The sequence below is a fragment of the Prevotella koreensis genome (assembly GCF_003977605.1).
Classification (GTDB): domain Bacteria; phylum Bacteroidota; class Bacteroidia; order Bacteroidales; family Bacteroidaceae; genus Prevotella; species Prevotella koreensis.
In genome coordinates this window covers 2556444-2568641 of record NZ_RYYU01000001.1, presented here as the reverse complement: position 1 = coordinate 2568641, position 12198 = coordinate 2556444, and the positions used below count along the sequence as shown (strand labels likewise).

The window sequence follows — 12198 nt, the reverse complement described above, 5'->3', positions numbered from 1 at the left end:
ACAATATGGGAATGGCAAAAAAGAATTAATTATTTTTGTAGTACGAGTGATTTACACTACCTTTGCAACATATATAAACAATGTTAGGAAGATTAAACAGCAAACTCATAATACAACCATGTTAAGAAGAATAAAGATTGTATTGATATTGCTCACGCTGTCTGTCACGGTCGGAATGGCACAGACAGACAGTACGGCAATTACCGACAGGCTCGACTCATTGGCAAATGCGCAATTGATGATTGGCGTTGACAGCGATTATGCTGACGTGGCAATGCAACCACAGTCGCTGCACAAAGAACTAAAAACAAAGTTTATCGAAGGCAATGCAGGCTTCATGGCACTCGTGGCTTTGGCTTTGGTCTTGGGACTGGCATTCTGCATCGAGCGCATTATCTACCTCACTCTGAGCCACATCAACGCAAAGAAACTGATGGAAGACATCGACAAACGGGTGGAACAGGGCGATATAGAAGGAGCCAAAGAGTTATGTCGCAACACGCGCGGGCCTGTCGCTTCAATATGTTATCAAGGACTTCTGCGCATCAATGAGAGCATCGACGAGATAGAGCGTTCCATCGCTTCATACGGTTCGGTGCAGTCGGCAAACCTCGAAAAAGGCTGCTCGTGGATTACACTGTTCATTTCCATTGCACCGTCACTGGGATTCCTCGGTACGGTGATTGGCATGGTGATGGCGTTCGACCAGATGCAGATAGCCGGCGACCTCAACGCCACCGTGGTGGCAGCAGGTATGAAGGTGGCACTGATAACAACAATTTTCGGTATCATCGTGGCACTTATACTGCAAGTGTTCTACAACTATATTCTCTCTAAGATTGAGCATCTCGTGAGCCAGATGGAGGAGTCGGCGATAACGTTGCTCGACATAATAGTGAAGTTTAAAGCAAAAAACATCAAGTAAGATAGCAAAATGCTGAACACTAAACGCATTTCAGGTCGCGTGCTGATGGTGCTCGTAGGCATCATTGCAGCGACTTTCTGCGCTTTCTTCTTAATCGGTTACGATAATCCGTACGAAGAAAATCCCACGTTCAACGCGCCGCAACTCACACCTGTCATCCTTCTGTTGGCGTGCGTGATGACCGTAGGAGCAGTTGCACTTGCGGTCGTTTCGCTCGTGATGACATTCCGCCGGCGCGACAAGTCGGCCGCAGTGGTCAACAACGTGCCGGCAGCACGCATAGCATATATGGTGGCAGGAGGTGTTGCACTTGCTCTAGTGCTCACATTCCTAATCGGTTCGTCAGCACCAATGAGCATCAACGGCTCACCATATGCACATACACTATGGCTAAAGACGGCCGACATGTTTATATATACAGTCATAGCAATGCTCGTTGCGGCAGCAGTGGCAGTGGCCGTTTCGATGCTGAAAGTGAAAAAATAAACGTCATTACAGAGAGGGCATACCACCGGTTCGCGCCGGCCTACACCCACTCTCAATCATCTAACAACAAGATGCGGATATTCAAAAGAAGGCGGGAAGTGCCTTCGCTCAACACTACATCGACGGCTGACATTTCGTTCATGCTGCTGATTCTGTTCCTCGTTACGACATCGTTGGATGCCGACAAGGGACTGCAACGGCAGTTGCCACCGATTGATAACCGTGAAGAGATGAGTATTGACGTGAATCGCGACAACATACTGCAACTGCAAATCACGGCCGACAACCGGATAATGATAGACGACAAGCCTACATCGCTATCGCAGTTGAGAAAAATAGTGACTGACTTCGTGGCCAACTCTCCCGACCGTGCAAGGCATATCATCTCGCTGAAGGCCGACCGCGCCGCTACCTACGACGTTTACTTCAAGATGCAGAATGAAATAGTGGCGGCATACCGCACGCTGAGAGACGATGCCGCACATAAATACTACCACCGCTCTTACGATGAATGTAGCAACGAGCAACGGGAGAAACTGCGCGAACTATATCCGCAACGCATAGCGGAGGGATATGAAAACAACAACAGAGAATGATTTTCCGCAGACATAAAAAAGATGTACCCGGGTTGAACACGGCATCGCTGCCCGACCTCATTTTCACAGTCTTGTTCTTCTTCATGATTGTGACTCACATTCGGCATGATGCTCCGAAGGTGGAATATCGCATTCCACAAGGTACAGAACTGCAAAAACTCACAAAAAAATCGGCCACTACATATATATATATAGGAAAGCCGATAAAACCGTTGCAGAGGAAAGACGGAACTGCCGTAAGGGTGCAGATGAACGATAAATACGTGACTCCGGAGGAGATAACCGACTATGTTATTGACGAACGGAGTCGTATGTTGCCCGAAGACCGCGGACAGATGACAGTGAGTCTGAAGGCCGACCGCAATGCCGATATGGGCACGATAACCGATGTGAAACAAGCACTGCGCAAGGCTAATGCGCTGCGCATCAGTTACTCGGCAGAGAAAGGAGAGGCTGCGACACGCCCTAACGATAGGTAAAAGCAATGCTGCGGCATTGCAATTCAGCCCAAATTGAAATGTAAAATCGCCCATTTTGCTGACCAAATTCGCCCATTTTGCAAAGCAATTTCGCCCATTTTGTTTTCCGATAAGAAAGGTCGTGTGGCGCGAATGGGCAATTAATGGTTTTTTATCAAGTATGACAGAGAAAAAGAAGATGCTCAAAGGCATGGTTTATTCGGCAGTCGATCCGCTGCTGAGAAAGGAACTCAACGAGACAAGGGTTCGTCTGTGGGAATACAACAACCTGCATCCGAACCAAACAGAAGAACGTAAGGCGATGATAAAGAATATTCTCGGAGAATGTCACGATGATGTACTGATAAACCAACCGTTCTACTGCGATTTCGGCAAGAATATCAGAGTGGGCAGGGGATTCTTCTCAAACTTTAATCTGACAATACTCGACGAAGCGCCGGTAACAATAGGCGATGACTGCTTCATAGGGCCGAACGTGGGTATATATACCGCTTGCCATAGCACCGACCCGGAGGAGCGCAACACCCGACAGGAATGGGCCGAACCGGTGACGATAGGCGACAGTGTGTGGATTGCAGGCGGCGTAACGATTCTTCCGGGTGTGACGATAGGAAACAACGTGACCATTGGTGCGGGCAGTGTGGTGGTGAACGACATTCCGGACAACTCCGTGGCGGTGGGAAATCCGGCTCGGGTAGTAAAGAAGGTTTAATAAAAAAACAATGATAGAAATGAAAAAGCAATTATTAATGGCTCTGCTGATGCTCTTCACAATCACTGCATCGGCACAGAAGAGTGAGAATAGCAAGTCAGTAAAAACACCCGATGAAAACGGATATATCGTCTTCGAGGGAGATGAATGTCCCGATTTCAAAATTAAAATGACTGATGGACGTGAGATTCAACTATCGTCACAGAGAGGTAAGGTGGTGATGCTGCAGTTCACGGCTTCGTGGTGCGGAGTGTGCAGAAAGGAAATGCCGTTCATTGAGAGCGATATATGGCAGAAACACAAGGACAATCCTGACTTCATGCTGATTGCCATCGACCGTGACGAACTACTCGAAACGGTGCTGAAATTTGCAGAAACAACAAAGATAACCTACCCTATCGGCCTCGATCCTGGTGCCGACATCTTTGCCAAATTCGCCATTCGCGATGCCGGCATAACTCGTAACGTGCTCATCGACCGCGAAGGCAAGATAATAAAACGCACCCGCCTTTTCAATCAGGAAGAGTTCGCATCGCTCGTGAAGGCCATCGACAATGAATTGAAAAAGGATTAAGCATCAGAGTGATGACTGATATTTGAGAAAAACAAATAGCCCTCGAAAGTTATACGAGAAACTTTCGGGGGCATTTCAGTATAGTAAACTTTTCTTGTTTTTAGTATAAGTTTGACGAATTACAAATCAATCAAGTTCACTTACACTTTATATCAACAATAAAGTATTCACAAGAATGAACATTCAAACAGTATGCTTATTCCTTTATTATTTTCGTTGGTTTGTCATTGACATATACCATATAAATTCCGGCCGGTAGGTGCGATACGTTGACGCTGTTCGTATTTGCAGTGCGGAGCAATTCCGCTCCGGATACATTGAATATGCGTATGATGTTGATAGGTTTATCAGAAGTTATGTGAAGAACATCCTTCACAGGGTTCGGATAGATGGTAACATCAGACGTGTTTTCCGTTTGGTATATACCGTTTGTGCACTGTTTGGTACCTGTAAAACCGGTAATCTCGGTATTATTGAAATAATATACGACTCTCCAATTCTTTGAAATGGCATTGTTACCATTAGCAGCAAGTGCAACACTGTTGTCATCAGAAGAAGATTTTGATACAATAGCAATTCTTCCTGACGCATGTCCATTTCTTTCAGGCAATGAGCAGAAAATGTCGTCAAGTGCTTCGGTAGTGAACTTATTGTCATGACAAACAAAATCTTTCAACTCCGTATTTTGGCTCACGTCAATTGATTCGAGAGAGTTTCCATTACAATACAGCCATTCTAACTCTAAATTATTACTTACATCAAGAGAGGTAAGATTATTATTGTAGCAACGCAAATTTTTCAATATTGTATTTTTGCTCACGTCAAGAGTTCCAAGAGGGTTATCGAAACTATACAACCATTCCAGTTTCGTGTTTTTACTTACATCGATAACTTTAATATTGTTGCCTGAGCAATTTATTCCTGCCAACTCTACGTTCTTTGTTACATCAAGTGCATTTAGTAAATTTTTATAGCAATTTAACTTCTCCAACAATACATTTTTACTTACATCAAGAGATTCAATCTTATTTTCGGAACAATCCAGCACCTTCAATTGTGTATCGTTGTCTATATCAAGAGAGGCGATGGAGTTTTTCAGACAAAACAACTTTGACAACTGTGAATTATTACTTACGTCAAGCACCGAAATCTTATTTTCGGAGCAATCCAGTTCCATAAGTTGCAAATTCTTGCTTACATCAAGTGAGTTAAGAGAATTGTTGAAACATCCTAACACTTTGAGTTGCGTATTTTGGCTTAGGTCAAGTGAGGCTATGGAATTGGCGTAACAATGTAACTCCTGCAACTGTGCATTGTTTTTTGTTTCCATGCCCGTAATGTTTTGCATATTGTTGCTGCAATCAAGTTTTTGCACATCGCCGTAGATAGTCATAACATCTCCATCAGTTTTAAAGTCTTGCCATTCTGTCCAAGTATCATTTACTGTTATTGTCTTCTCGTTGAAGCCACTCACTAACTTTATTTTCGTATCAGGTACATCTGCACACAGTTTTAAGTATATTTGCTTTCTGCTCTTTACATTCATTGTGATGTAACGAGACATATTAACATCCTGTGCCCACATTGATGGGATACCACACACTATCGCCAAAAGGACAATAGAAATTTTTCTAAAAACATTTTTCATATTATACTAATTATTTGGTTAATAAAAAAGGTTATTGCAATCTCTTTCATAGTATTTCTCTCTTTTTGCATGTTCTTCACAATGAAAAGACTGCGACAAATTTAATGAAAAAAAACGAAATATCAAAAGAATAGCAAAAATATACAAACAAATAGGTATTCACGGTTGATTGTGAATACCTATTTGTTTTATAAATAAAGCAAACTGAAATCCAAAATATTACATGGAATAATCTGCAATCTCATACAAGAGCCATTGGTCATCAACTTTTTTGAACAAGAAGTCAATATTTAATCCGGACTCTTTCCCTCTTACTTCTACCGCATTATTTTTCTCATTAATTTTCACATTGACTTCCTCTCCACCCATTTCCGTATCGCAGATATTATTGTAAAGCCACTCTTTCTCGTTTATAAAAGATACGTTTGTTTCATCATCCTCTCGCGAAACATTGGATACTTTAAGAGGGTACGAGATGTGTTTCTTTTGGAAAACAGAGTCTGAAGAAAACTTCTCTATAAAATCAACAAAATCATCTTTTGTGTTCTCTCTGTTCTCCGACGACTGTATTTGTTTTCCATCACAAGCAGATTTTTTATCATTTGTGCATTCGCATACCAAGCACAATAGTACTAAAAAAGCATAGACAACTGTTTTCATTCTTCTTTAATTTTTAAACCTTATTTGTTAATGTTATCAGTAATATCCTAAGCAACACCGTGTTACCCAAGATCTTGTCGTACCGTCAATACCACATATCTTAGTGTTGTGAAAAGATAGTAGTAAAACTAAATACAACGTGACAAAGATAGTAATAAAATGCCATACCTCAACCAACTTCCCACAGTATTTTTCAATAATGGTTAAAATTGATTGCGTAAAGAGAGTATCAATAGTAACTTTCGTAATAACAACACCTTTAAATTGTTGTTGTCGGATAACTTTATATGTTTAATAAATTCTCCTTATCTACGCATGATGAGATAAAAAAACTTTCATTCCACACCTATCACGTTTGGGATTTCTTCCAAAACACCATCTTCATTAAAAACAAATCTTATCCATGATTTGTCTGCCTGTTCATTAACTTTGCCATTCAAACATCCTGCAGTTAGGTAATAAATAAAAACTATGTTTTTTTCTCCAACATATTTCTCATTGTAAGGACCAAAATGATTTAGAAATGTTGTAGTATCCTTTCCCAACAAATCAAAATCTAAAATAATCCTTTCCGCGATTTCTGGTGTCCTTTTTTTAAGGCATCCGCAACTATCTTCTTTCCATATTTGTTCATACTCATTAGCCTCCAAATTTTCATCTGTCATATACTTATCATTCTGTGATAATAATGATTTGTTACTATTACCATTACTACATTGTATGAAATATAAATTTAATACTAATAATATTGTTGACAAAAAAATAATCCTTTTCATATTTATTGATAAGTATACGAACAGAAGATTTATTATAATAATTCCCAAAACCGCTCAAATAAAAATCATACATATTTCTATATATACACTTTTAAGCGCAGAAAAGTGTATCAAAATTACATTTTTCCGCAGTTATTTGTGCAAAAATAGCATTTTTAAATGAAATGAACAAGTATTCGGATAAAAATATTTTATGCTGCTAACGCGCCATACCATTTAGTCATCGTGATATAAAAACAAAAATTACCTACTTGTAATCAGTAGATAATTTCTGTTATGTTTGCTTTTTATTGCGGAGAGACCGGGATTCGAACCCGGGAAACGCTTTTGACGTTTACACGCTTTCCAGGCGTGCCTCTTCAGCCACTCGAGCATCTCTCCTTATGTTTCGGGGTGCAAAATTACGGTTTATCTTTCAGAAATCAGAACGTTTACGGATATTTTTTTATGCCATAATCGTTTTTTTAGGATATTCCGAAGACACGATGCACATTTTCATTGGTCTGCCGAGCCACTTCTTCCTCACTAACTCCGAGACTCTCTGCCAGTTTCTTCAGCACATGAACAACATACGCACTTTCGTTGCGCTTACCACGCATCGGCACAGGTGCCATATAAGGACTGTCTGTTTCAAGTACTATTCGAGACAACGGGACTTCATGCAACACTTCCGGCAAATGACTTTTCTTGAATGTCAGTACGCCACCAATGCCAAGAACAAAGCCGTCAAAACGTAATAACTCCTCGGCCTCATAATTGTTTCCGGTGAAGCAATGGAACACACCTCCGGGGAGTTCTTTCGCATACTTTTTTAATATACTCACCATTTCATTCTGCGCTTTTCGGCAATGTATCATCAATGGCAGACGAGTTTCAACAGACCATCTCACCTGCTCCTCAAATGCTTCAAGTTGCTCTTCGGCAAACTCACGACTCCAATAGAAATCCAATCCTACCTCTCCGATTGCGATGAATGGGGAGCAGGGAGCGATGAGCGTTCTTTCTTCGCTTTGCTTCGAAAGCGTCTCCTGTCGGAGCCGAGCGGAGGGTTGAGGGTTGAGCGATGAGGGTTGAGAGTTGAGCGAGAAGGATGAGGATAGTTTTTCGTAGATTTGGGCAAGTACTTCCTTATAGTCTGAACGCACTTCCTCCGGGTGAAGCCCAATCATCGGATAACAATAATTAGGAAATTCACGGCTCATTGCCACCACCCTATCAACGGATGGCAGGTCAATGGCGGGCAAGAAAACCTTAGATACACCGGCCGCACGCGCCCTTTCAATCATTTCTCGGCGGTCTTCCGCGTACTCTTCGCCATCAAGATGGGCATGGGTATCTATGCAACCGACCAAAGCAATATTTGACATTTCAATTTCAATATTTCACTTTTAATATTCCACTTAATAAAGATGTTCCTCGTGACGGCGGTAATAATACACCACACCGTATTTCCTACACTCGGCAAAGCGAATTTCCGGAGGTTCGTTCTCGAAATGTTTCTCTATCTGATTCCATAATTCGAGCAATATCTCATCTACTTCGGGACGTAGTTTTTGAATATTCTCAAGAGCCTTTGCCGACTGTTCTTGCAATATCTTCTGTGAGCCATAACGCTCGCGGAAAATATCGAGATGAGTGGAAACCATGCCTATCGTGGGGTTGTAGATTGGACGACCACCCATTTTTACACGTTTTTTCTCTCCCTCAACGATTTTCTCTCCCCACGTGATAACACTCTCGGCAGCCTTCAGTGACGGCACAGCAGTCTGTGTCTCGCTCATGCCATAGAGTGGAAGTGTCGAACGCTTCATCTCTCCACGCTCAATACTCATCAGCAACACTTGAATGAAATGACTGACATACATTGTGGCATTACGCATCAGGTTATCCATTTTCGGCGAATGTCTTGTCTGTGCCGCCATTCTCACCTTATATTGCTGGCATGCCGTGAGCAGTCTGTCGTATGCCGGTTGTGCGCGATTCAACGTTTTCCAGTCGATGAAACGGTTCTGCACGGTATATACGTTATTATTCTCAAGCACTGTTTTCAGTGCTTTAAGTCGTGCAGTGTCTGTTTTGGGAAGACGGCGATAAGGCATTTCTTAATGGGATATTAATTATTTAGAATTGAAAGTTTTCATTCACAGGAAATCTCTGACATTCGTTTTCACTCGACGTTCTGCTCTGCCACGAGAGAATATACTTTCGGAACAAAGCGAAGAACGGTGGACAAAAACAGAATATCATTTTTCCCTTTTCATCATATCATTGGTGTAGGACACAAGTTCGCGCTTTCGCTCTTCGGGCAGATTGACACGCTCCAGATAGCGTTTGCTCTCCTTAAAATAAAACTCGATCTTTTCCTTTGCCATTCGGTCGATGCCTATCTCATTGTATATCCGTGTAACGGCAGCAATCTTTTCATTTGCATCAAAGTCCGTTGCAGCAATCCATTTCGAGAGTTCGGCCTTCTGTTCTGCCGTGGCATGGTTGAAAGCATTTATCAGCATGAATGTCTTCTTATTGCTCGTGATGTCGCCTCCGATAGCCTTTCCGAACACGGCAGGGTCGCCATACACGTCAAGGAAATCGTCTTGCAACTGAAATGCAAGTCCTATCTGCTCGCCGAACTTATACAGGTTTTCCGCATCTTCGGCAGAAGCGTCGGCAAGAATGGCTCCCATCTTCACCGCGCAAGCAAGCAACACACTGGTTTTCAGTCGTATCATCTCGATATACTCTGCCTCCTTAACATCGGTGCGATTCTCGAATTCCATGTCATACTGTTGTCCTTCGCCAATCTCAAGTGCCGTTTCCGTGAACAACGAGAGCACTTCCGGAAGTTTCTCTTTAGGGCACTGTGCCATGCGCTCGTATGCCAACACCAGCATCGAGTCGCCCGACAGGATTGCCGTATTGGCATCCCATTTCTTATGCACGGTTTCGTGTCCGCGTCTAATTTCGGCATTATCCATGAGGTCGTCGTGCAGAAGCGTATAGTTATGATATGTCTCCAAAGCGCATGCCGATGACAGTATGGTTTCCGGATTGTCTTTATACATATTATATGACAACAGCATTAACACCGGACGCACTCTCTTTCCTCCCATCGAGAGCACGTATTCTATTGGTTCATAGAGTCCTTTCGGTTTGCGTTCGTATTTCAAATTAGCCAGATAGGCATTTACCGATTTAAGAATTTCCGCAGATGAATACATATTATTTATTTAAAGGTTAAAAGTTTAAAGTTAAATTAACAGAGGTCGATATTTCAACATCAAATCTTGAATACCACCGGTATGATGAACAATGTACGACACTTTCTGCCATGATCTTCGCCCGGAGTCCACTTCGGCATCATGCGCATAACACGCAGAGCCTCGCTATCGAGTGCCGTGCCGGCCGACTTCGTGACCTTGAAATCGCTTAGCGTACCGTCACGGTTTATTATGAACTGCACCATTACCTCTCCTTGTTGTTTCTGACTTAAGGCCTGCGACGGATAGCGAAGATTCTTCGTAAGCCATTTCATCAGTTCCATAGGGCCGCCCGGAAACTCCGGCAAACGCTCCACCACCTGAAAGTTCAGTGGGTTGTCATTGTTGCCATCGAGCGTGGGAGCGGTAGGGTCGTCGGGTGGTGCCATTTCGTTTTTGGCATCCTCCACATCCGAGTTTGTGATGTCGTTCTGAACTTTATCTTTCTCCTCCGGGAGGTCAGTAGCCACTTCTTCATCAACAACGTTCAGCATCTCTGTCAATGCCGGTGTTGGTGTTGCCGGTGCTGGGACGTTATAATCCTGTTGTTCTTCGGGCGGCATCATCTCATAGTCTTGTGCCATTTCATCAAATTCGGTATCGCCGGCCTCATCGCCAATAGGATTGGAAGAATACTCCAACGCCACCAAAAGCAGCGACAGCGCAACTATCAAACCGAGAATGAATGCCGTAGGTCGGTGGCGTTCAAGGTCGGCTCCGGCCGATTTCTTCACTTCCATTTATCTATCCGAATTATTATTATCAGAACAACTTACAGTTATCTACAACCAATCGTCATTTTCTAATTATCCTTTCCAAAACACTAAAGTCTGTTTTTCTGCGTTATTATATAGTCTGTTGATGCAGGAAACTGCATTATGACAACCGCAGAAAGTTAAGAATAAGACCGTAGCGAACGTCCAGAACGCCTATTCGCATAATTTTTCTGCAAAAATAACACTCTTATCTGAGAAAAGATATAACTTTGTATTAAAAATATAGAAAGCAGATGAAAAAAGTAGTTTTTTCCCTTCTGACAACCCTGATATCTCTCTTTGCCGTTGCACAGGAGAGTCAAACGGGATATAATTTCCTAAGACTTCCGGTAAGTGCGCATGCCGGTGCACTCGGAGGCGATAACATAACATTGATTGAGGACGACCCTTCGCTGATTTTCAATAATCCGGCATTGCTTGGCTCGGTAAGCGACAAGAGTGTAGGGCTCAACTTTATGACATACATGAAAGGGGCATTCACGGCAAGCGCATCATACAATAAGACTATCGGCGAACGTGCCACGGTGGGGGTAATGGGGCAATTCGTCAACTATGGTTCGATGAAAGAGGTTGATGAAAACAATGTGCAGACCGGCGAGTTCTCAGCAAAGGACATTGCCGTAAGTGGTGCTTTAAGTTATGAACTTACCGAAAGGATTGTGGGAGGTATCACGGCAAAGTTCATAACATCTCACATCGCAGGCTACAACTCTATCGCCATGGGAGTCGATTTAGGAGTGAACTATTACGACCCTGTGCGCGAATGGTCGCTTTCGGCAACGGTGAAAAATCTTGGTGGACAACTGAAAGCATACGATGATAATTATGAGAAAATGCCGATAGACATACAGATTGGTATGTCAAAACGTCTTGTTGGCTCACCTTTCCGTTTGTCTGCGACATTGGTTGACCTTAACCATTGGAACAAAAAATTTACCAATCACCTCGTGGCCGGCATAGATATCATCTTCTCTCCACAATTTTATGTTGCTGCCGGATATAATTTCCGACGTGCTGAAGAGATGTCTATAATACCTTCAGGAGAGGATAATGGAAGCAGTCATGGAGCAGGTTTGTCATTGGGAGCAGGAATTATGCTCGAGCGCTTCAAACTGAATCTCTCTTATGCCAAATATCATGTATCGTCAAATTCATTGATGGTCAATGTCGCATTCTGTATATAGACAGGAAGACATAAAGAATTTAGACATAAAGACATAATCTCTTTGACAGAAAGACATATTTGAAGACAAAAAGACAAAAAGAACGAATTATAAATATTCTTTTATGTCTTTATGTCCAAATTCTT

Annotated in this window: 14 protein-coding genes and 1 tRNA gene; 7 read left to right on the top strand and 8 right to left on the bottom strand. The window is 42.5% G+C overall.

Features of this window, described 5'->3' with window-relative positions; translation table 11 throughout:
• Positions 1–118 precede the first annotated feature (118 nt).
• The 6 genes from EHV08_RS10860 to EHV08_RS10835 all read left to right on the top strand — a co-directional run bounded on the left by EHV08_RS10860 (position 119) and on the right by EHV08_RS10835 (position 3772).
• On the top strand, positions 119–925 hold the full coding sequence (locus tag EHV08_RS10860; RefSeq protein WP_126679283.1) for a MotA/TolQ/ExbB proton channel family protein: 807 nt from the start codon (positions 119–121) through the stop codon (positions 923–925).
• Between the two features lie 9 nt (positions 926–934).
• Entirely contained in the window at positions 935–1411 is a 477-nt protein-coding gene (locus EHV08_RS10855) for a hypothetical protein (RefSeq protein ID WP_126679282.1), read from the top strand.
• Positions 1312–2007, top strand: a complete 696-nt coding sequence (locus tag EHV08_RS10850; RefSeq protein WP_238988075.1) for an ExbD/TolR family protein — start codon at positions 1312–1314, stop codon at positions 2005–2007. Before EHV08_RS10855 ends, EHV08_RS10850 begins: the two co-directional genes overlap by 100 nt.
• Complete coding sequence (locus EHV08_RS10845; protein ID WP_126679280.1) at positions 2004–2486, top strand: ExbD/TolR family protein; 483 nt, start codon at positions 2004–2006, stop codon at positions 2484–2486. Before EHV08_RS10850 ends, EHV08_RS10845 begins: the two co-directional genes overlap by 4 nt.
• Before the next feature lie 160 nt (positions 2487–2646).
• Positions 2647–3198, top strand: a complete 552-nt coding sequence (locus EHV08_RS10840) for a sugar O-acetyltransferase (protein ID WP_126679279.1) — start codon at positions 2647–2649, stop codon at positions 3196–3198.
• Positions 3199–3217: 19 nt separating this feature from the next.
• Positions 3218–3772, top strand: coding sequence for a TlpA family protein disulfide reductase (locus tag EHV08_RS10835; RefSeq protein ID WP_126679491.1), 555 nt, complete (start codon positions 3218–3220; stop codon positions 3770–3772).
• Between the two features lie 196 nt (positions 3773–3968).
• Here EHV08_RS10835 and EHV08_RS10830 read toward each other — a convergent pair whose 3' ends face one another.
• The 8 genes from EHV08_RS10830 to EHV08_RS10795 all read right to left on the bottom strand — a co-directional run bounded on the left by EHV08_RS10830 (position 3969) and on the right by EHV08_RS10795 (position 10853).
• Positions 3969–5420, bottom strand: a complete 1452-nt coding sequence (locus tag EHV08_RS10830; protein WP_126679278.1) for a T9SS type A sorting domain-containing protein — start codon at positions 5418–5420, stop codon at positions 3969–3971.
• 219 nt (positions 5421–5639) lie between these two features.
• On the bottom strand, positions 5640–6080 hold the full coding sequence (locus tag EHV08_RS10825; protein WP_126679277.1) for a DUF4348 domain-containing protein: 441 nt from the start codon (positions 6078–6080) through the stop codon (positions 5640–5642).
• Positions 6081–6415: 335 nt separating this feature from the next.
• Complete coding sequence (locus tag EHV08_RS10820; protein ID WP_148108153.1) at positions 6416–6856, bottom strand: hypothetical protein; 441 nt, start codon at positions 6854–6856, stop codon at positions 6416–6418.
• A 293-nt stretch (positions 6857–7149) separates the two neighbouring features.
• Positions 7150–7237 (bottom strand) — tRNA-Ser (locus EHV08_RS10815).
• Between the two features lie 83 nt (positions 7238–7320).
• Entirely contained in the window at positions 7321–8223 is a 903-nt protein-coding gene (locus EHV08_RS10810; protein ID WP_126679275.1) for a TatD family hydrolase, read from the bottom strand.
• A gap of 33 nt (positions 8224–8256) precedes the next feature.
• Positions 8257–8955, bottom strand: a complete 699-nt coding sequence (locus EHV08_RS10805; protein ID WP_126679274.1) for a hypothetical protein — start codon at positions 8953–8955, stop codon at positions 8257–8259.
• Between the two features lie 144 nt (positions 8956–9099).
• Positions 9100–10074: a polyprenyl synthetase family protein gene (locus tag EHV08_RS10800; RefSeq protein WP_126679273.1), complete on the bottom strand. Its 975-nt coding sequence runs from the start codon at positions 10072–10074 to the stop codon at positions 9100–9102.
• Positions 10075–10133: 59 nt separating this feature from the next.
• A complete protein-coding gene (locus EHV08_RS10795) occupies positions 10134–10853 on the bottom strand; it encodes an energy transducer TonB (RefSeq protein ID WP_126679272.1) in 720 nt (239 codons plus the stop codon).
• 269 nt (positions 10854–11122) lie between these two features.
• Here EHV08_RS10795 and porQ point away from each other — a divergent pair, with 269 nt between their 5' ends.
• Positions 11123–12073, top strand: coding sequence for a type IX secretion system protein PorQ (gene porQ, locus EHV08_RS10790; RefSeq protein WP_126679271.1), 951 nt, complete (start codon positions 11123–11125; stop codon positions 12071–12073).
• Positions 12074–12198 lie beyond the last annotated feature (125 nt).